General features: G+C 64.4%; 19 protein-coding genes. 10 read left to right on the plus strand and 9 right to left on the minus strand.

All coding sequences use genetic code 11. From position 1 onward, the window contains the following. Positions 1–27: 27 nt before the first annotated feature. The gene (locus R5H30_RS21250) at positions 28–744 is read left to right on the plus strand and encodes a hypothetical protein (protein WP_318330776.1); all 717 of its coding nucleotides are present in this window, start codon (positions 28–30) and stop codon (positions 742–744) included. Positions 745–791: 47 nt separating this feature from the next. On the opposite strand, the gene R5H30_RS21255 is transcribed toward R5H30_RS21250, so the two are convergent. Beyond that, positions 792–2,390, minus strand: a complete 1,599-nt coding sequence (locus tag R5H30_RS21255) for a phosphoenolpyruvate carboxykinase (RefSeq protein WP_318330778.1) — start codon at positions 2,388–2,390, stop codon at positions 792–794. 328 nt (positions 2,391–2,718) lie between these two features. Between R5H30_RS21255 and R5H30_RS21260 the strand changes: the two genes are divergently transcribed. The 7 genes from R5H30_RS21260 (at position 2,719) to R5H30_RS21290 (ending at position 8,094) form a co-directional block, all read left to right on the plus strand. After that, positions 2,719–3,420 (plus strand): response regulator transcription factor, encoded by a 702-nt coding sequence (locus R5H30_RS21260; protein ID WP_318330799.1) that lies wholly within the window; start codon positions 2,719–2,721, stop codon positions 3,418–3,420. Between the two features lie 39 nt (positions 3,421–3,459). Next, positions 3,460–5,145: a sensor histidine kinase gene (locus R5H30_RS21265; RefSeq protein ID WP_318330779.1), complete on the plus strand. Its 1,686-nt coding sequence runs from the start codon at positions 3,460–3,462 to the stop codon at positions 5,143–5,145. A 3-nt stretch (positions 5,146–5,148) separates the two neighbouring features. After that, entirely contained in the window at positions 5,149–5,598 is a 450-nt protein-coding gene (locus tag R5H30_RS21270) for an HPr kinase/phosphorylase (RefSeq protein ID WP_318330780.1), read from the plus strand. Continuing rightward, the gene (gene rapZ, locus R5H30_RS21275) at positions 5,598–6,488 is read left to right on the plus strand and encodes an RNase adapter RapZ (protein WP_318330782.1); all 891 of its coding nucleotides are present in this window, start codon (positions 5,598–5,600) and stop codon (positions 6,486–6,488) included. Before R5H30_RS21270 ends, rapZ begins: the two co-directional genes overlap by 1 nt. 3 nt (positions 6,489–6,491) lie before the next feature. Continuing rightward, on the plus strand, positions 6,492–6,887 hold the full coding sequence (locus tag R5H30_RS21280) for a PTS sugar transporter subunit IIA (protein WP_318330784.1): 396 nt from the start codon (positions 6,492–6,494) through the stop codon (positions 6,885–6,887). A 15-nt stretch (positions 6,888–6,902) separates the two neighbouring features. Continuing rightward, positions 6,903–7,172, plus strand: coding sequence for an HPr family phosphocarrier protein (locus R5H30_RS21285; protein WP_318330785.1), 270 nt, complete (start codon positions 6,903–6,905; stop codon positions 7,170–7,172). 79 nt (positions 7,173–7,251) lie between these two features. After that, positions 7,252–8,094 (plus strand): lysophospholipid acyltransferase family protein, encoded by an 843-nt coding sequence (locus R5H30_RS21290; protein WP_318330786.1) that lies wholly within the window; start codon positions 7,252–7,254, stop codon positions 8,092–8,094. Positions 8,095–8,103: 9 nt separating this feature from the next. Here R5H30_RS21290 and R5H30_RS21295 read toward each other — a convergent pair whose 3' ends face one another. Then, positions 8,104–8,979, minus strand: coding sequence for a 3-hydroxybutyryl-CoA dehydrogenase (locus R5H30_RS21295; RefSeq protein WP_318330787.1), 876 nt, complete (start codon positions 8,977–8,979; stop codon positions 8,104–8,106). 155 nt (positions 8,980–9,134) lie between these two features. Between R5H30_RS21295 and R5H30_RS21300 the strand changes: the two genes are divergently transcribed. Then, on the plus strand, positions 9,135–9,977 hold the full coding sequence (locus tag R5H30_RS21300; protein WP_318330788.1) for a DUF6473 family protein: 843 nt from the start codon (positions 9,135–9,137) through the stop codon (positions 9,975–9,977). 54 nt (positions 9,978–10,031) lie between these two features. Here the strand turns inward: R5H30_RS21300 and R5H30_RS21305 are convergent, their stop codons facing one another. The 6 genes from R5H30_RS21305 to R5H30_RS21330 all read right to left on the minus strand — a co-directional run bounded on the left by R5H30_RS21305 (position 10,032) and on the right by R5H30_RS21330 (position 14,331). After that, positions 10,032–10,958, minus strand: coding sequence for an electron transfer flavoprotein subunit alpha/FixB family protein (locus tag R5H30_RS21305; RefSeq protein ID WP_318330789.1), 927 nt, complete (start codon positions 10,956–10,958; stop codon positions 10,032–10,034). Continuing rightward, positions 10,958–11,716, minus strand: coding sequence for an electron transfer flavoprotein subunit beta/FixA family protein (locus tag R5H30_RS21310; protein ID WP_318330790.1), 759 nt, complete (start codon positions 11,714–11,716; stop codon positions 10,958–10,960). Before R5H30_RS21310 ends, R5H30_RS21305 begins: the two co-directional genes overlap by 1 nt. Positions 11,717–11,871: 155 nt before the next feature. Continuing rightward, positions 11,872–12,444: a cob(I)yrinic acid a,c-diamide adenosyltransferase gene (locus R5H30_RS21315; RefSeq protein WP_318330791.1), complete on the minus strand. Its 573-nt coding sequence runs from the start codon at positions 12,442–12,444 to the stop codon at positions 11,872–11,874. Between the two features lie 14 nt (positions 12,445–12,458). Then, positions 12,459–12,653: a twin transmembrane helix small protein gene (locus R5H30_RS21320; RefSeq protein ID WP_318330792.1), complete on the minus strand. Its 195-nt coding sequence runs from the start codon at positions 12,651–12,653 to the stop codon at positions 12,459–12,461. Between the two features lie 93 nt (positions 12,654–12,746). After that, positions 12,747–13,577 carry an SDR family NAD(P)-dependent oxidoreductase gene (locus R5H30_RS21325; RefSeq protein WP_318330793.1) on the minus strand — a complete coding sequence of 277 codons (831 nt, stop codon included), beginning with the start codon at positions 13,575–13,577 and terminating at the stop codon, positions 12,747–12,749. Positions 13,578–13,626: 49 nt separating this feature from the next. Then, entirely contained in the window at positions 13,627–14,331 is a 705-nt protein-coding gene (locus R5H30_RS21330) for an SH3 domain-containing protein (RefSeq protein WP_318330794.1), read from the minus strand. Positions 14,332–14,515: 184 nt separating this feature from the next. Between R5H30_RS21330 and R5H30_RS21335 the strand changes: the two genes are divergently transcribed. Next, on the plus strand, positions 14,516–16,927 hold the full coding sequence (locus R5H30_RS21335) for a DNA topoisomerase IV subunit A (protein ID WP_318330795.1): 2,412 nt from the start codon (positions 14,516–14,518) through the stop codon (positions 16,925–16,927). Positions 16,928–17,355: 428 nt separating this feature from the next. On the opposite strand, the gene R5H30_RS21340 is transcribed toward R5H30_RS21335, so the two are convergent. Further along, positions 17,356–18,735 (minus strand): cytochrome P450, encoded by a 1,380-nt coding sequence (locus R5H30_RS21340; RefSeq protein ID WP_318330796.1) that lies wholly within the window; start codon positions 18,733–18,735, stop codon positions 17,356–17,358. Positions 18,736–19,009 lie beyond the last annotated feature (274 nt).

Raw genomic sequence — 19,009 nt, forward strand, 5'->3', positions numbered from 1 at the left:
GCGTACGACAACTCGTGGAGCGCCCCCATGACTATCCATAACACAAGCGACGACACCCGTTTTATCGCGGGAAGCAACGACATATTGCGTCGGTGTGGAGTAACACTCACTACCGGTTCGAATTTTGGCGACTACAAAGAACTGCTGGCCGAAGGCCGGCCGGACCACACGGTCGGACCGCCTTTCGACCCCGAGTTGCATGATCTGAACGAGAAAAACGCGGTGTGGATCGTCGGTCGTGACGAAAATGGCACAATTATGCACACGCAAGCTCTGCGTGCGCTCGACATCGGCTATTTTCCGCTCAGTGAGTACATGCGGAAGGGTTTCCGCAGTTTTCCGCCGCCCGATGTATCGATTGATTACCGGCGCTCGCGGTACCGGGCCGGGCCTGGCGCGCGACAGATTCGCGGCCAGGTTTGCTACCATGGCGAGGTATGGTTGGGCGGGACGCGCGGCCAGTTCCGCGGCACCGGCCTTTCGGCGATCCTCGGGCGGATCGCCTTTCTTACGGCCATGCAGCGTTGGGCGCCGGACTACCTGTTCGGGATCATGCCTAAGCAGGTAGCCTACAAGGGGTTCGTGGAGCGTCAGGGATACATGCACACTGACCCGGGGTGCCTGCGCTGGTTCTTCACAGGCAACGACCAGCCGTTCGAGTGCATGATGGTCTACATGAGCCACGAGGATCTGCGCTTCATGCTCGACCTGCCGCTCAGCGAATACGTCGAGATGGCGGCCTGATCACCAAAGGGGCCGCTTGTGCGGCCCCGATTCGTGCCAACAGAGGGTCAGCCGATCGCGGCGGCCTTCACGTCGTCGTCTATGAAGGGCAGGTACTTCTCGAAATTGTCGGAGAACATCCGGACCAGCTTCTGCGCCTGCCGGTCGTAGGCCTCGACGTCGTCCCAAGTGCGCCGCGGGTCGAGCAGGATGTTCGGGACGCCCTCGACATGCACCGGCACCTCGAAGCCGAAGTTCGGATCCTTGCGAAACACGCCGTCCGAAAGCGACCCGTCGAGGGCCGCGGTCAGCAGCGTGCGCGTGGCCTTGATCGGCATCCGGCTGCCGGTGCCGTAGGCGCCGCCGGTCCAGCCGGTGTTGACCAGCCAGCAAGTCGCGCCGTGCGCCGCGATCTTCGAACGCAATAGGTTGCCGTAGACTTCCGGACGTCGGGCCATGAACGGTGCGCCGAAGCAGGTCGAGAAGGTCGGTTCGGGTTCGGTCACGCCACGCTCGGTACCCGCGACCTTCGAGGTGAAGCCGGACAGGAAGTGATACATCGCCTGCGCCGGGCTCAGCCGCGCGATCGGGGGCAGGATGCCGAAGGCGTCGCAGGTCAGCATGATGATGTTCTTGGGGTGCCCGCCGACGGCTGTTTTCGAGGCGTTCGAGATGTAATGCAGCGGATAGGCGCAGCGCATGTTCGCCGTCAGGCTGTCGTCCTCGAAGTCGAGTTCCTTGGTCTCCGGGTCGAAGACCATGTTCTCGATCACCGTGGCGAACTTCTGCGTCGTCGCGTAGATCTCGGGCTCGGCTTCGGGGCTGAGGTTGATCGTCTTGGCGTAGCAGCCGCCTTCGAAGTTGAAAGTACCGGTGTCCGACCAGCCGTGTTCGTCGTCGCCGATGAGTGTGCGCGCGGGATCGGCCGACAGGGTCGTCTTGCCGGTGCCTGACAATCCGAAGAACACCGCCGCGTCGACGGGGTTGTTGCTGGCGTGGTTCGCCGAGCAGTGCATCGGCATCACGCCGGCATCGGGCAGCAGATAGTTGAGCAGGGTGAAGACGGACTTCTTGTTCTCGCCGGCGTACTCCGTACCGCCGATCAGAATGAGCTTGCGGTCGAAGTTCATGGCGATGACGGTTTCCGAGCGACATCCGTGCCGGTCCGGCTGCGCCTGGAAGCTGGGGCAGTTGATCACCGTGAAATCAGCCGTGAAGTCGTCGAGGTCTTCGCGGTCGGGACGGCGCAGCATGTGGCGGATGAATAGACCGTGCCAGGCCAGTTCGGTGACGACGCGCACATTGATGGCGTGCTTGGGATCGGCGCCGCCCACGAGATCCTGGACGAAGTAGTCCTTGCCCTGCATATGGGCGATCATGTCGTCATAAAGCGCGTCGAAACCCTCCGGCGACATCGCGGCATTGTTGTCCCACCAGATGGTGTCGGCGACGCTGTCGGTCTTGACCACGTGCTTGTCCTTGGGAGAGCGCCCGGTGAACTTGCCGGTCGAGACCAGAAACGTGCCGCCCTGGCCGAGCGTGCCTTCGCCGCGGGCGAGTGCGGCCTCGATCAGGTTCGGTTCGATCAGGTTGTAATGGACGGCACCGAGCCCGGATATGCCCTGATCCTCGAGACGGAAACTCTTGTTCACCCGTCCAATCGCCATCCTGCCTACTCCTGTCTGACCCGGTCGCCTCGCCCGTCTCACAGGCGGCTCGCAGCCTCATAGCATGTTGTTTTGCAAGCTGAACAGGCGCTGCACCTGCGTTAGCGCCACCATATCAAAGATTGTTTAAGGCCGCTCGAAAGGTGCCATACAGGGCGACCCGGGATCCCGGGATAAAGGCGGGATTGCGGCAATTTAGTCATTAGAAATCAAATTCTGGCCAGATTGTTGCCGTGCAGGAGACTGATTCGTTGTTAACGATTGATCCGTGGGTCAGATACTGAAAGACCGGAGAGGCCACAGGATGAGCAGGATGGGGGAAATTGAAATGTCGAAGATCGCGCTTGTGGACGATGACAGGAACATCCTGACATCGGTGTCGATGACGCTCGAGGCCGAAGGGTTCGAGGTCGAGACTTATAACGATGGTCAGTCCGCGTTGGACGCGTTCAACAAGAAGATGCCGGACATGGCCGTGCTCGATATCAAGATGCCGCGTATGGACGGCATGGACCTGCTTCAGCGCCTGCGCCAGAAAAGCTCGATGCCGGTGATTTTCCTCACCTCCAAGGATGACGAGATCGACGAGGTGCTGGGCCTGCGCATGGGCGCCGACGATTACGTCAAGAAACCGTTTTCGCAGCGACTGCTGGTCGAGCGCATCCGCGCCCTGCTGCGGCGCCAGGATGCCGTGTCGGGCGAGGTTGTCGCCGACGGCGAGGACACCAAGGTGATGGAGCGTGGGAACCTGCGGATGGACCCGCTGCGCCACGCGGTCAGCTGGAAAGGGCGCGACGTGTCCCTGACGGTGACCGAATTCCTTCTTTTGCAGGCGCTGGCGCAGCGCCCCGGCTTCGTGAAATCGCGCGACCAGCTGATGGACGTCGCCTATGACGATCAGGTCTATGTCGACGACCGCACGATCGATAGCCACATCAAGCGCCTGCGTAAGAAGATGCGCACGGCCGACGAGGAGTTCTCGGCGATTGAGACGCTCTACGGCATCGGCTATAGATACAACGAGGAATAACCCCCGCGGCGCAAGCCGAGAGAGCCAGAAGTGCGTGACATGACTACCATGCGCCGGGATGCGGATGTCGTCCTGGGTGACGACTGGGTAGCGCCCGACAGCGCAGCCCCCGGTGAAATACGCGTCACGCGGGAGAGGCGGGGGATCATGTCCCTTCGTACTTCTCCTCTAACGCGAAAAATCATCACGTTCAACCTAATTGCTCTGAATGTCCTCGCGGCCGGTATCCTGTACCTGAATTCTTCGCGCGACAGTCTTGCCGTCCAGCGCGCGGCGTCTCTGGTCTCCGAGGCCGAGCTGATCGCGGACGTCATTGAGGCGCAGTTGCCTTCGGGCGATTCGGAACAGCTTGACGCGTCCGGGCCGGTCGACGTTGTGGCCACACTGGCCGGGCTCGATCTCCGAACCGGGATCGAAGTCTTCGTTTTCGATCACGACCAGCGCCTGGTGGCCAATACCGAAGGGCGGCTTGCCGCCGATGGCGAGGGTGCCCGCGGCGGCGGCCGGACGGTCATCTCGGACGCTCTGTCCTGGATCTGGGCGAAGGCGTCGGCGCCTTTCGACGGGCCGGAACAGGTCGACCGGACCCCCTTGAGCGAGAAGCTCGCGCCGATGATCGCGGGCAGCCTGCGCGACGGCACGCAGATCAAGAACGAGATCAACGCCGCGGGCGGTGCGCTCTTTACCGTCGTGACGCCGGTGATGAGGTCCGGAGAGGCTGTGGGCGTGGTCGCAGTGGCCACCGCGGCGGGCGAGATCGACAACCTCGTACGGGGCGAGCGCGAGCAGGTTCTGCAGATGTTCCTGATCGCCACTCTGGTCTCGATCGGTCTCAGTCTGGTCCTCGCGTCCACCATCGCCAACCCGCTCGCGGACCTCGCCGCGGCTGCGGAACTCGGGCGCGACAAGAACGCCCGGAAGATGAACCCTGGCCGGATCCGCATTCCCGACCTGACCGCGCGCCCTGACGAAATCGGCCGGCTCAGCGGCGCGCTGCGCGGTATGGTGTCGGCGCTTTACAACCGCATCGAGGGTAACGAGCAGTTCGCGGCGGACGTGGCGCACGAAATCAAGAACCCCCTGGCCTCGCTGCGTTCGGCGGTCGGCACGCTGCGGCGCGTCAAGCGCGAGGACCAGCGCGAGAAACTGCTCGACGTCATCGATCACGATGTGCGACGGCTCGACCGGCTGGTCAGCGACATCTCGAATGCCTCGCGACTCGACAGCGAACTGGTCAAGGAAGAGGAAGAGCCCTTCAACGTCCTGGCCACGCTTGAGAACATCAGCGAGCATCTCGGCGATCAGGCCAAGGCCAAGGGCATCGACTTCATCAGCGACCTGCCGGAGGAACCGATCATCGTGCACGGGCTCGAAGCCCGTCTTGCGCAGGTCTTCGTCAACCTGATCGCCAACGCGGTCTCCTTCTGCGAGGACGGCGACGCGATCCGAGTCTGGGCGCGGAAGAAGGAACACCGTGTGCTGATCGTGGTCGAAGACACCGGGCCAGGCATCCCGGATGAGGCATTGTCCAAGATTTTCAAGCGCTTCTACTCGCAGCGGCCCGAAGAGCATTTCGGCAACAACTCGGGTCTCGGGCTGGCGATCTCGAAACAGATCGTCGAGGCGCATGGCGGCGTGATCTGGGCGGAGAACATCCGCCCGACCGAGGCCGACATCACCTCCGACCCGCTCGGCGCGCGCTTCATCGTCGGTCTGCCGATCTGATCCATGTCACCCGACGCCCGCGACCCCTGGGACCGTGGCGAAACGCTGCACGCGAGTTGCGTGGTCTTTGACAGGAAGGGCGTACTGATCCTCGGCCCGTCCGGCAGCGGCAAGTCGGGGCTCGCACTGCGGCTGATGGCGCTGGGCGCGCAGCTGGTCGCGGATGACCGCACCATCGTGGCGCGGCAGGGCGACGCGATCCTGGCGACGGCCCCGGATACGATTCGCGGTCTGATCGAAGCCCGCGGCGTCGGTCTGCTCAAAGCTCATCATGTGTCAAGCATCAGGCTCGCGCTGGTCGTCGATCTCAGCCGCACCGAAACCGACCGGCTCCCGCGAGCGCATCGGCACACGGTGCAAGGCGTCGAACTGCCCTGCCTTCACAATGTCGAGGCCACACATTTCACGGCCGCAATCGTGCAATATCTTAGGGCGGGAAGAAGTGAACCGTGATGACAGGCGACCAACAGTCCGCACGACGGCTCGTGCTCGTGACCGGCCCATCGGGCGCCGGCCGGTCGAGCGCACTCAAGGTGCTGGAGGATGCCGGCTTCGAGTCCATCGACAACCTCCCGCTGCGCATGGTCGGAGCGCTGTTCGATGCCTCTGGACTTGACCGGTCGCTCGCCCTCGGGATCGACCCGCGCAACCGGGATTTCTCGACCAACGCGGTGATGGACGCGCTGGGCAGGCTGGGCGCGATGCCGGGGATCGTGCCGGAACTTCTGTATCTCGACTGCACGACCGACGTACTGCTCAGGCGATACTCCGAAACCCGCCGCCGCCACCCGCTAGCCCCGGACGACCGGCCGCAGGCCGGGATCCGGCGCGAGTTGGAGATGCTGGGACCGCTCAGGTCGCGCGCCGACGTGCTGATCGACACCAGCGATCTCAACGTCCACCAGTTGCGAGAGGAGATCGAGCAATGGTTCACGCCGGACGGCCAGCGCGAGCTTTCGGTCTCGGTACAGTCGTTCTCCTACAAGCGCGGGCTGCCGCGCAGCGTCGACATGGTCTACGACTGCCGATTTCTGACCAATCCCTACTGGGAGCCCGAACTGCGCCCGCTCAACGGAACCGACGAGGCCGTGGCACGCCATGTCCGCTCCGATCCGCGCTTCGCACCCTTCGCCGAGAAGACACTGGAGCTCAGCCGGTTCCTGCTGCCGGCCTATCGCGAGGAGGGCAAGTCCTACCTATCGATCGCCTTCGGCTGTACCGGAGGGCAACACCGCTCGGTGGTGATGGCCGAACTGCATGCTTTGCGCCTTGCAGAGCATGGCTGGCAGGTGTCTATAAGACACCGCGAACTGGACCTCCGCAGGAAAGAAGAAGAGGCGTAACGCGTGATCGGGATCGTGATTGTGGCGCATGGCGGCCTCGCGGGAGAGTACCTCGCCGCGATCGAGCATGTCGTCGGCAAGCAGCCCGGTGTCCGCGCGATCTCGATCCTCGCCGATCACGACCGGGCCCAGAAGGAGCGCGAGATCTGCATCGCGGCCGACGAGGTGGACCGGGGGGACGGGGTGGTTGTCGTGACCGACCTTTTCGGCGGATCGCCGTCGAACCTGAGCCTTCTGGCCTGCGCGCCGGAAAACCGTCGTATCCTTTACGGCGCTAATCTGCCCATGCTGATCAAGCTGGCGAAAAGCCGCAAGAAGACGGTGCCCGAGGCCGTGCGCGCGGCGCTGGAAGCGGGTAAGAAATACATCGATGCCCAGAACGTCAGCGCCGAGAAGTAAGAGCCCGCTTTCCATATGACCACGCGAAGACTGAAGATCGTCAACGAAAAGGGGCTGCATGCGCGTGCCTCGGCAAAACTCGTCGAAGTGGTCGAAGGCTTCGACGCCCATGCCGAGGTGACCAAGGACGGCCTGTCGGCTTCGGGCGACAGCATCATGGGGCTTTTGATGTTGGCAGCGTCAAAAGGAAGCTTTATTGACGTGCAGACCTCCGGCCCGGACGCGGAAGCGCTGGCCGAGGCCCTGTCGGCCCTCGTGGCAGACAGGTTCGGCGAGGGCGTCTGACCCGGTCGACGGACCACACCCGCGCAAGAGAGGATGGCGGTTCTTGGTAGACAGCACGCATAACACGGACTCCGCGCCTGTGCAGGAAACGGTCACCTTCACCAAGTACGACCGCCGCAGCCTGTCCTATGCGTCGACCTTCGACGATCCGATAAAGTCGTCGATCATCCGGATGATCGAGATCTTCACCGGCAAGATCACCATCCTGCGACTGATCCGCGAGTTCGAGCGCCGTGGCGCGCCGCAGGGTCAGGCGTTCTGGCGCGCGGCCCTGGACACGATGGGCATCGATCTCGGCACGCCGCGCGAACAGCTCGACCGCATCCCCAAGGAGGGTCCGGTCGTCGTGGTGGCCAACCATCCGCACGGCATGGTCGACGGCATGATCTTCGCCGACCTGATCGGCCGGGTGCGCCCGGATTACCGCATCCTCACGCGCTCGCTGCTGACCGCCATCGACGAGGTCGCGGGATCCTACATGATCCCGGTGCCATTCCCTCACGATCCCGACGCGCAACGCAAGTACATCGAGATGCGCAACAAGGCGATGACGCATCTCAAGGAGGGCGGCGTCGTGGCCCTGTTCCCCTCCGGCGTGGTCGCAAGCTCGGACACCTATTTCGGCCCGGCCATCGAGCGTGAATGGAACGTCTTCACCGCCAAGATGATCCGCCGCTCGGGCGCCACCGTGGTTCCGATGAAGTTCCCGGGGCAGAACTCGCGCGCTTACCAGATCGCCAACAAGGTGTCGCCGCTGCTGCGCCAGGGGCTGTTGCTGCACGAGATCGTGCATTCGCTGAACAAGCCGCAAGCGCCCGTTGTGGGCCATCCTCTGACGCAGGCGCAGGTCGATCGCTGGGCCGACGATCCTCGTGGCTTCATGGCCTGGCTGCGCGAACACACCCTGGCGCTCGAAAGCTGAGGCGGCGCCTCAGCGCGTCGGCACGGGCGTCTCTCCGCGGTAGTCGTAGAACCCGCGCTTGGTCTTCCGGCCGAGCCAGCCGGCCTCGACATATTTCGTGAGCAGCGGGCAGGGGCGGTACTTGGTGTCCGCCAGGCCGTCGTGCAGCACGTTCATGATCGCGAGGCAGGTGTCGAGACCGATGAAATCGGCCAGTTCCAGCGGCCCCATGGGATGGTTTGCGCCAAGCTTCATCGAGCTGTCTATCGACTGGACCGATCCCACGCCCTCATAAAGCGTATAGACCGCCTCGTTGATCATCGGCATCAGGATGCGGTTGACGATGAAGGCCGGGAAATCCTCCGCCGAGGCCGCCGTCTTGCCGAGCTTGTCGACGACCGCCTTGCAGGTCTCGAAGGTTTCCGCGTCCGTCGCGATGCCGCGGATGAGTTCGACAAGCTGCATCACAGGCACGGGGTTCATGAAGTGAAACCCCATGAACTTCTCGGGCCGGTCCGTTCGGCTGGCAAGGCGCGTGATCGAGATCGAGGAGGTGTTCGATGTCAGGATCGTGTCGGGTTTCAGGTGCGGGACAAGGTCCTCGAAGATCGCGGTCTTGACCGTCTCGCGCTCGGTCGCCGCCTCGATGATGAGGTCGGACGATCCCAGTTCGGTCAGCGTGGCGGTCGTCCGGATGCGCGAAAGGGCCTGGCGCTTGTCGTTCTCGCTGATCTTTCCGCGTCCGACCTGCCGCTCCATGTTCTGATTCATGGTCGCCATCGCCTTCGCCAGCGAATCCTCGCTGATGTCGTTGAGCAGGACATCATAGCCCGCCAGCGCCATGACATGGGCGATTCCGTTGCCCATCTGGCCTGCGCCAACGATCCCGACCGACTTGATGTCCATGATGCACCCCTGTTCCGCTGCCGCACTCTAAGGGCTGGACGGCGGCACCCGCAAGGCCGGCCAACTGTGAAAAGTCGTCGCGAATTTGCGGCTTAAGAACTTCGTAGGAGGCCGATGCGACAACCGCCCCGGGTGAGTCGGAAAAGGGTGAGAAGATGAGCTTCGACGCACGGGGAAAAGGGTCGTTGAACTACGGCCCGTGCCAGTATGACAGGACCAGGTTGATGTTCCGCGGGCCGCGGCGGCGGCTCGATGCGCCCTACATCGCCTTCCTCGGCGGAACCGAGACCTACGGCAAGTACATCCGAACGCCATTCCCGGCCCTGGTGGAAACGGCATTGGGCGTCAACTGCGTGAACTTCGGGATACCGAACGCGGGGATCGACGCCTTCGCCAACGACATCTTCGTTCTCGACGCGGCCCACGGCGCCGAGGTGACGGTGCTGCAGGTTCTTGGTGCGCACAACCTTTCGAACCGCTTCTACACGGTGCATCCGCGGCGCAACGACCGCTTCGTTGCGGCATCGAAGGCGCTGCGCGGCATTTTCAAGGACGTGGATTTCGCCGAGTTCAACTTCAACAAGCACATGTTGCGCGACTTGCACGCACTGGCGCCGGATCGTTTCGAGGTCGTGCGCGACGAGATCCAGACCGCTTGGGTGTCACGAATGCGGACCTTTCTGGATCGGATCCCGGGGCGGACGCTGTTGCTGTGGATTGGCCGGGAGGCCCCGGGTGACAACCCTGATCTCGAGGTCGAGCCGCTCGATACCGCCTGCGAGCCGCTGATGGTGACCCGCGCCATGCTGGACGCGGTCGCGCAGGAGGCCGATGGTGTGGTCGAGGTGGTCGCCTCGGAAGCGGCGCTGGCGGCGGGCACCGAGGGCATGGTCTTCAACCCGATGGATGCCGCGGTCGCCGCCGAAATGCTGGGCCCGAAGGTGCATGGCGAGGTCGCGGCCCAACTCGAGACGGTCCTGGAACCGCTGGTGACGTGAAAAAGCCCGCGACCGGGACGGTCGCGGGCTTGGACATCGGCACATAAGAACGGTTCAGAGCTTCTCGATCAGCTCCGGAACGGCCGTGAAGAGATCGGCAACGAGGCCGTAGTCGGCGACCTGGAAGATCGGGGCATCCTCGTCCTTGTTGATCGCCACGATGATCTTGGAATCCTTCATCCCCGCAAGGTGCTGGATGGCGCCCGAGATGCCGACCGCGACGTAGAGATCGGGAGCCACGACCTTTCCGGTCTGTCCGACCTGCCAGTCGTTCGGCGCATAGCCAGAATCGACCGCGGCGCGCGAGGCCCCGACCGCCGCTCCGAGCTTGTCGGCCAGCTTCTCGATCATCGCGAAGTCCTCTTCCGAGCCCACGCCGCGCCCGCCGGAGACCACGATGCCGGCCGAGGTCAGTTCGGGACGGTCGCTCTCGGCGACCTTGTCTTCGACCCAGCTCGACAGACCCGGATCTTCGGCCGCACCGATGGTTTCCACCGGGGCGGCGTCTCCGCTGCCGGCAGCGTCAAAGGTCGACGTCCGGATCGTGACGACCTTCTTTGCATCCTTCGACTTGACGGTCTGGATCGCGTTGCCAGCGTAGATCGGGCGTTCGAACGTGTCGGCGTCGACGATGCCCGAGACGTCCGAGAGCACCATCACGTCAAGCAGGGCCGCGACGCGCGGCATCACGTTCTTGGCGTCGGTCGTCGCCGGGGCGACGATGTGATCGTAGTCACCGGCCAGCGACACGATCAGCGCCGCGGTGGATTCCGCCAGCCGATGGCCGAGCGTGGCATCCTCGGCCACGAGAACCTTGGACACGCCGTCGATCTTCGCCGCAGCCTCGCCCGCCGCGGCAGCCGATCCGCCGGCGCAAAGCACAGTCACGTCGCCCAGCTTGGTTGCAGCGCTGACCGCCTTGGCGGTCGCGTCCATCGACAGTTCGCCGTCGTTCACTTCACCCAAGAGAAGTACCGCCATCAGACTGCCCCCGCTTCCTTCAGTTTCGTCACAAGCTCGTCGACCGAACCCACCTTGATGCCCGCCGCGCGCGCTTCCGGCTCGGCGGTCTTGAGGATCTCCAGCCGCGGGCTGACGTCCACGCCGTAGTCGGCGGCCGACTTCTCGTCGAGCGGCTTTTTCTTGGCCTTCATGATGTTCGGCAACGAGGCGTATCGCGGCTCGTTGAGGCGCAGGTCCACGGTGACCACGGATGGCATCGCGACCTCGATGGTCTGCAGACCGCCGTCGACTTCGCGCGTGACCTTGGCCTTGTCGCCGTCGATCGCGATCTCGGAGGCGAAGGTGGCCTGGCTCCAGCCCAGAAGGGCAGCGAGCATCTGGCCCGTGGCGTTCATGTCGTTGTCGATGGCCTGCTTGCCGCAGAGCACGAGGCCGGGCTGTTCCTCGTCGACGATGGCCTTCAGGATCTTGGCCACGCTCAGCGGTTCGATGTCCTGGTGGACGTCATCGGCGGCGACGACGAGAATGGCGCGGTCCGCGCCCATTGCCAGTGCCGTGCGCAGCGTTTCCTGTGCCTGCTTGACGCCGATGGACACCACGACAACCTCGTCGGCCTGACCGGCTTCCTTGAGCCGGATCGCCTGTTCGACGGAAATCTCGTCGAACGGGTTCATCGACATCTTCACGTTGGCAAGATCGACACCCGAACCGTCCGCTTTGACGCGCACCTTGACGTTGTAGTCGATCACGCGTTTGACAGGTACCAGAACCTTCATCTGCGTCTTTCTCCTTGGTTGCGACTCAAGGCGCTGGGCCCTCAGCCTGACGTGGTCTGCCGTGGTTTACCCAAGGCGCGGATCGGAAAACAGCGCAAAATCGTCACGTTGCGGCGCTTGGACGCCGCGTTTTTCCCCAATGCCGGGGCGCAGGGTCAGCGGTTCGCGCCGGGAACCCACAGCACGTCGTCTTTACCGCCGTTGTTTGCGGTGCGCGCAGCCACGAAGAACCAGTCGCTGAGGCGGTTGAGATAGCGCAGCGCGTCGGCGTTCACGGTTTCGAGGCCGGAGAGTTCGACTGCCTGGCGCTCGGCCCGGCGCGCGACGGTGCGGCAGACGTGAAGCTGCGCGGCCAGCGCAGAACCGCCGGGCAGGATGAAGCTGCGCAACGGATCGAGGTCTGCGTTCATCGCATCGATCTCGGTCTCGAGGCGGTCGACCTGGCCGGCCGCCATGCGCAACGGCGGGTACTCGGCCTCGGCGTCCTTCTCCATGTCCGGCCGGCAGAGATCGGCGCCGAGATCGAAGAGGTCGTTCTGAATTCGGGCGAGAGCGGCGTCGGTGTCGCCATCGGCGGCGTTGCGGGCGACACCGAGGAAGGCGTTCAGTTCGTCCACGGTGCCGTAGGCGGTGACGCGCAGCGCGTGTTTGGCGACACGTGCGCCGTTGCCCAGGGCGGTTTCTCCGGCGTCGCCGGTACGGGTGTAGATCCTGTTGAGGACGACCATCTTCGCGCCTTTCGTCAGTTCCGAAGCCAGACGTAGAGCAGGATAAGCGCCACGGCGATGGCCTGCGCGCCAATGCGGTAGCGCATCAGCTTGTTGGAGTTCTTGCGGTTGAACGCGCCGCCGCCGGCGAACCCGCCGAGTCCGATCATCAGAATGACGACGACAGCGAGGCAGGCGACGACGACGACAACGAAAAGCGGGTCGGACATGGGGCGGACTCCTTGCGTGTTGCCGCAGATGTAGCCGCATCCGCCGCGAAAGCGAACCCGACACGGCGTCGCGGCAGCGGCGATGCGCGCTTGTCAGCCGTTGCGGACCAGCCGATCGAGCAGCCGTGCGGGCAGGATCCGGCGCAGGAATCCTGCGGCATGAGTGGGGACCGTCACGAAATACTGCGGCTTTGGGTGCCGGGCCTCGAGCGCCTCGATCAGCCGCGCGGTCACCGCTGAGGCCGACTTTTCGAAGCGATCGCCGGCGCCGCGTTTGTAGAGCTTGTCCAGCAGCTGCGCCTCGTACTCAGTGCGTCTGGCAGAGGATTTCCAGTCGACCCAGCGTTCGAACTGGCCGATGGCGTTGCTGCGGAACTCGGTGGCAATGGGGCCCGGCTCGATGAGCACGACTTCGATGCCGGTTCCGCGCATCTCGAGACGCAAGGTCGCGGTCAACCCTTCGAGGGCGAATTTCGTCGCGACATAGGCGCCGCGCCACGGGGCATGAACAAAGCCGAGCACCGAGGAACAGTTGACGATGCGCCCGTGGCCCTGCCGGCGCATGACCGGGATCAGCCGCACCGTGAGGTCGTGCCAGCCGATCAGGTTGGCCTCGAAGATGGCCCGCATCGCGTCGGCCGGAATGTCCTCGACCGGGCCCGGGATCGCATAGGCCCCGTTGTTGAACAGCGCATCCAGCGTGCCGCCGGTCGCCTCCAAAACGCTGCTCACCGCGGCCTCGATCGTGGCCGGGTCCTCGTAATCAAGGCGCGGGCTTTCGAGGCCCAGATCGCGCATCGCGGCGCAATCGGTCTCTTTTCGGCAGGCAGCGAAGACGCGCCACCCGCGCCGCTTCAGTTCGAGCGCCGCATCGCGTCCGATGCCCGAGGAACACCCGGTGATCAGTATGGATTTTTCGGTCATCATCCCTCCCGCGCCAGCCTCATGCCAAGCGCGTGGCAGGGATGCAAGGTCAGCCGTCGCTGAGCAGGAAGTCCGCCATCCAGCCGGTCTCGCCACCGTCGACGGGGCGCATCTGCACCCATCCCGCGCCATTGTCGCGGATGATTTCGACAGGTGCGCCCTCACTCAACTGGCCGACGACCTCGAAGTCGGTGCCCGGCCCGCCGCGGACGTTGACGAGCGTTCCGGTCACCTGCCGGATATCGGCACCCGGGGCAGCAGCCGCGGAATTGGCGGCATAGCTTTCACCCTCGAAGATCAGGCTCGGCAGGACGACCTCGGTCGCCTCCTGCGATGTCGGCGCGTCGACAAGAGCCTCTTCGAGCGCCGCGGTAACGTCGGCGTCGTCCGGAGCCTCCGGCGCGTTGGACGGCGACAGCTCGTCCGCCGGCAGGATTGGCGGTTTCGGCGTATTGTCCTCGTCGATCACGTCGCGCACGGACGTGAGGTTCAGCGCCACACGGCTGACCTCGTTGTCGCGCGGCTCGATACCGACGTCCCTGGTAGGGTCGGTCTCGGACTGCGTCGTCGCGGCATCCGCTTTGGCGACCACGCTACTCGATACCTCGCTTGCGGGAAGCTCGACGCCTTCGCGATCTGCCCGAACTTCCATCGCTGCCTGCCGCGCAGCCTCGGGGTCGAAGGACGACCCGCCGCTCATCTGGTAGAAGAGAACGGCAAGGAAGGCGAAGGTCAGCAGGATGAATTTGAACACGGCAGGCTCCGGAAAGACTGTTTGAAATGATAACACGAAAGCCTTTGCTCGGTTCCTAGCAGATTGGACCCACCCTGTCAGGTCATTTCCCGGGTATGGTTGCATCGACGTCAACGCCTGTGTGGCGCAATTCCAGGTCCATTGACCGCTTGTCGGTCGTCGGACGTGCGGCTACACAGCATCTATGGCCGACGAGCTCGACACACCCCAGATCAACCCGTCCGAGCCGCTCCGCCGCGCGCTCGGCGAACGTTACCTGACCTACGCGCTGAGCACGATCATGCACCGGGCGCTGCCGGATGCGCGTGACGGGCTCAAACCGGTCCATCGGCGAATCCTCTATGCCATGAGAGAGTTGCGCCTGACCTCGACCGGGGGGTTCCGCAAGTCGGCGAAGATCTCGGGCGACGTGATGGGCAACTACCATCCCCACGGCGATGCCGCGATCTACGACGCGATGGCGCGGCTGGCGCAGGATTTCAACGTCCGCTACCCGCTGGTCGACGGGCAGGGCAATTTCGGCAACATCGACGGCGACAACCCGGCCGCCTCGCGCTACACCGAGGCACGGCTGACGGCGGTGGCCGAGGCGCTTCTCGACGGGCTGAACGAGAACGCGGTCGATTTCCGTGACAACTACGACGGCACGCTCAGCGAACCTGTCGTCCTGCCCGCACAATTCCCGAACCTGCTGGCGAACGGGTCGAGCGGGATCGCGGTCGGCATGGCGACGAACATCCCACCGCACAACATCGCCGAGCTTTGCGACGCCTGCATTCACCTGATCAAGACACCGGATGCGCGAGACGACACGCTGCTCAACTACGTACCCGGGCCGGACTTTCCGACCGGCGGCGTTCTGGTCGAGCCGCGCGAGAACATCGCGCAGGCCTATCGCACGGGACGCGGGTCGTTCCGCCTGCGCTGCAAGTGGGAGGTCGAGGACCTCGGGCGCGGCCAGTGGCAGATCGTTGTCACCGAGATTCCCTACCAGGTCCAGAAGTCGAAGCTGATCGAGAAGATCGCCGAGCTGATCCAGACCAAGAAGATTCCGATCCTTGCCGATGTGCGCGACGAGAGCGCCGAGGATGTACGGATGATCATCGAGCCGCGCTCGAGAACGGTCGATCCCGAGGTTCTGATGGGCATGCTGTTCCGGAACTCGGACCTCGAGGTCCGCTTCTCGATGAACATGAACGTGCTCATCGACGGGGTGACGCCAAAGGTCTGTTCGCTCAAGGAGGTTCTGCGCGCCTTCCTCGATTTCCGGCGCGACGTGCTGCTTCGGCGCTCGCGGCACCGGCTCGGCAAGATCGACCATCGTCTCGAGGTTCTGGCGGGGTTCATCACGGCCTTCCTGAACCTCGATCGGGTCATCGACATCATCCGCTACGACGACGATCCGAAGGCGGCCCTGATGTACGAGGATTGGTCGAAACCGCACCAGTCCGGCGTGCCGCGCGCGACGTCCGAGGCCGATTATGCCTCGCCGCTTTCCGGCGTGGATCGCGACGCGCTGGTGCTCGTGGCGGATGCGGAGGCGGTGGCACCCGCCGAGATCGCCGAGGGGCAGCCGGCAAGCGTTCCGCGCCGGTTCGCCGGGCGCGAGAACGGTCTGTCCGACGTGCAGGCCGAGGCGATCCTCAACATGCGCCTGCGCAGCCTGCGGCGCCTGGAAGAACTCGAACTGATGCGCGAGCAGTCCGAGCTGATGGAAGAACGCGCGGCGCTCGAGGACCTGCTCGAGAACCCAGCGCTGCAGTGGGAGAAGATCGCGGGGCAATTGCGCGAGACCCGCAAGCAGTTCGGCCGAGACTGGCCGGGCGGCGCGCGGCGCACCGCTTTCGCCGAGGCGGTCGAGGTCGAGGACGTGCCGCTCGAGGCGATGATCGACCGCGAACCGATCACCGTGGTCTGCTCGCAGATGGGTTGGGTGCGCGCGATGACCGGGCATATCGACCTGAACCGCGAGCTCAAGTTCAAGGACGGCGACGGGCCGCGCTTCATCTTCCATGCCGAGACCACCGACCGGCTGGTCGTCTTCGGCTCGAACGGGCGCTTCTACACCGTTTCTTCGGCGAACCTGCCCGGCGGGCGCGGCATGGGCGAGCCGTTGCGCCTGATGGTCGATCTGCCGCAGGAGGCCGAGATCGTCACCATCTTCACCCATCAGCCCGGACGGAGGCTGCTCGTGGCTTCGAGCGCGGGCGACGGCTTTGTCGTTCCCGAGGAAGAGGTCATCGCGCAGACCCGGTCCGGCAAGCAGGTGCTGAACGTGCGCGGCGATACCCGCGCGATGATCTGCAAGCCCGTGACGGGGGATTCGGTGGCCGTCGTGGGCGAGAACCGCAAGGTTCTGGTGTTCGGTCTCGACGAATTGCCCGAGATGAACCGGGGCAAGGGCGTGCGGCTGCAGAAGTACAAGGATGGCGGCCTGAGCGACGCGACGACCTTCGAGCGCGCCGCGGGACTTAGCTGGCGCGACCCGGCAGGCCGGACCCGCACCGAGACCGCGCTCGAGGAATGGTCGGGCAAGCGGGCCTCGTCCGGCCGGATGGCCCCGCGCGGGTTCCCGCGGGACAATCGCTTTACCTAGGCGAGGTTCGTCCCGTGCCTTGGCATAGATAACACCGCTCTCGCATGGTGCCGAAACAAGTATCGCAGAGCCGATAGCCGCTCGAGGTCATGTACCCGCCCTGCTGACACCGCATGCTGCTGCAGGGAATGCTTCCACGTCCGAGGCACAGGCGACATGGCTCGCCACGTCCAGACGATTGCTCAGGTGCGTTTCCGGTACCGTCGCAGACGCGGCAATTCACTTTTCCCGATCGACCGCACTCCGGACAGGGTGCGGACCAAGATCCCTGCGGCAGGTTTGGAAAAATAAGGTTTCCGAATGAAGATATTTTTCGACCCCCACCGTCACAGGAGGGGCAGGTTTTCAACCCGGTCCCTGAGCATTCGGTACATTGCATCGCGCACCCCGGTGAGAACGATAGCACAAAAGTCCACGCAGGTCAGTGTTCAGACCGGCTCGGCCGTGAGCCAGACGCCACCCTGGGGCCGCAGGGTGATGATCATCACGGGATCCGGGTTGCGTCCGGGGACCTGCTTGAAGCGGAAGCGCGCAAGCAGCGTGGCCAGGATGATCACCGCCTCTTGCAGCGCAAAGGACGCGCCGATGCAGATGCGGGGGCCGTCGCCGAAGGGCAGGTAGGCGTAACGGTCGATCGACTTGCGGTCGGCGAACCGGTCCGGATCGAAGTGGTCGGGGTTTTCCCACAGCATCTTGTGACGGCCGAGCGCGTAGATCGGGATCATCACCGTATCGCCGGGGCGGATCTCGCGTCCACACAGGCTGTCGTGTTCCTTGGCGGTGCGCGATACCATCCCTGCGGGCGGGTAGAGGCGCAGTGCTTCGTCCACGACCTGCCGCGTGAACGGCAGGTTCTCGACATCCGCGCCCGTCGCCGCGCGACCGCCATCGAGTACACCTTGCGCTTCCGCGCGCACCCGCTCCTGCACGTCGGGGTCGAAAGCGCAGAGGTAGAGCGACCAGGCGAGGGCCAGAGCGGTCGTCTCGTGACCCGCGACGATGAAGGTCAGCAGGTTGTCCCGCATTTCCGCCGTCGTCATCTTGCGACCCGACTTTGGGTCCTCGCCGGCCAGCAGCAGGTCGAGCAGGTCTGGCACGCCCTCCTTGCCGCGCGTAGCGCGATCCTCGATGGCCCGGTCGGCCACAGCCTTCATCTCCTTCATCGCGCCGCTCGCACTCATCCGTCCGGGGCGCGGGATCCAGTCGGGAAAGCCGAGAATGTCGAAGAGAGAAATCTTGCCAGCTTCAGAGATGTAATCCTCGATTGCCTTGTGAACTGACGGCAGGTCGAACGTGTCGCCGCCCGAGAAGGTCACATCCGAAATGATTTCGAAGGTCGTGGCGACCATTTCGGCATGCAGGTCGATCGCCCGGGGGCCGGCGGCGGCGACGCGGTCGCAGGCGCGTTCGGCGGCCAGCGTCATGATCGGAGAGAGGTTCATCACGTTGCGATGCGAAAAGACCGGCGCCGCGGCGCGACGCTGCCAGCGCCAGTGCGCCCCTTCGGCGATGAAGAGCGACTCGCCGATCGCGGGCTTCAGCAGGTTCTTGGTGACCACCGACTTGGGGTAGGCGTCGAGCCGCTCCAGCAGCATCTCCCGGAGCGCACCTGGGTCCATCACCATGTGCCACCGTGCGCCCGTCTTGCCGGACACCATCGGCTGGCGTGTCGCGATCTCGGGGATGATGCTCAGCACGTTGCGGCGCACCTCGGTCAGGCTGCGCCAGATGCCCCAGGGCTCGGTGACCAGGCTCACGCGAACCGGCAGGGCGGGGGCGCCGGTGTCGTTCTGGGTCGCTAGGGACATGCGCGGATCTCCTTGCCTCTTGGGCATAATATAAGCGGTTGCGCGGGCATGGCGAAATGGCGATCCGTCGCACCGGGAAAGGGCATCGGAGGCGGGTCTCGATCGGCGACGACGTGCTTGATTTTCCCGGCGCGAGGCAATACATCGCCCGCCATGTCAGGACAGGGCCGCGAACGGCCCGCAGAAAACGAAGGACGCCGGAAAGATGGCCAAGGCAAAGTTTGAACGCACGAAACCGCACGTGAACATCGGGACGATCGGTCACGTTGACCAC

Source organism: Roseobacter sp. FCG-D35 (assembly GCF_033436665.1).
Taxonomy (GTDB): Bacteria; Pseudomonadota; Alphaproteobacteria; order Rhodobacterales; family Rhodobacteraceae; genus JAWQFO01.

What these genes read in the sequence shown, in the direction of transcription:
- R5H30_RS21310 (WP_318330790.1), bottom strand. Translation starts at nt 11,716, where the DNA reads ATGAAGGTTCTGGTACCTGTCAAACGCGTGATCGACTACAACGTCAAG.
- R5H30_RS21320 (WP_318330792.1), bottom strand. Translation starts at nt 12,653, where the DNA reads ATGTCCGACCCGCTTTTCGTTGTCGTCGTCGTCGCCTGCCTCGCTGTC.
- rapZ (WP_318330782.1), top strand. Translation starts at nt 5,598, where the DNA reads ATGACAGGCGACCAACAGTCCGCACGACGGCTCGTGCTCGTGACCGGC.
- R5H30_RS21265 (WP_318330779.1), top strand. Translation starts at nt 3,460, where the DNA reads ATGACTACCATGCGCCGGGATGCGGATGTCGTCCTGGGTGACGACTGG.
- R5H30_RS21295 (WP_318330787.1), bottom strand. Translation starts at nt 8,979, where the DNA reads ATGGACATCAAGTCGGTCGGGATCGTTGGCGCAGGCCAGATGGGCAAC.
- R5H30_RS21285 (WP_318330785.1), top strand. Translation starts at nt 6,903, where the DNA reads ATGACCACGCGAAGACTGAAGATCGTCAACGAAAAGGGGCTGCATGCG.
- R5H30_RS21255 (WP_318330778.1), bottom strand. Translation starts at nt 2,390, where the DNA reads ATGGCGATTGGACGGGTGAACAAGAGTTTCCGTCTCGAGGATCAGGGC.
- R5H30_RS21260 (WP_318330799.1), top strand. Translation starts at nt 2,719, where the DNA reads ATGTCGAAGATCGCGCTTGTGGACGATGACAGGAACATCCTGACATCG.
- R5H30_RS21335 (WP_318330795.1), top strand. Translation starts at nt 14,516, where the DNA reads ATGGCCGACGAGCTCGACACACCCCAGATCAACCCGTCCGAGCCGCTC.
- R5H30_RS21250 (WP_318330776.1), top strand. Translation starts at nt 28, where the DNA reads ATGACTATCCATAACACAAGCGACGACACCCGTTTTATCGCGGGAAGC.
- R5H30_RS21315 (WP_318330791.1), bottom strand. Translation starts at nt 12,444, where the DNA reads ATGGTCGTCCTCAACAGGATCTACACCCGTACCGGCGACGCCGGAGAA.
- R5H30_RS21340 (WP_318330796.1), bottom strand. Translation starts at nt 18,735, where the DNA reads ATGTCCCTAGCGACCCAGAACGACACCGGCGCCCCCGCCCTGCCGGTT.
- R5H30_RS21305 (WP_318330789.1), bottom strand. Translation starts at nt 10,958, where the DNA reads ATGGCGGTACTTCTCTTGGGTGAAGTGAACGACGGCGAACTGTCGATG.
- R5H30_RS21300 (WP_318330788.1), top strand. Translation starts at nt 9,135, where the DNA reads ATGAGCTTCGACGCACGGGGAAAAGGGTCGTTGAACTACGGCCCGTGC.
- R5H30_RS21270 (WP_318330780.1), top strand. Translation starts at nt 5,149, where the DNA reads ATGTCACCCGACGCCCGCGACCCCTGGGACCGTGGCGAAACGCTGCAC.
- R5H30_RS21325 (WP_318330793.1), bottom strand. Translation starts at nt 13,577, where the DNA reads ATGACCGAAAAATCCATACTGATCACCGGGTGTTCCTCGGGCATCGGA.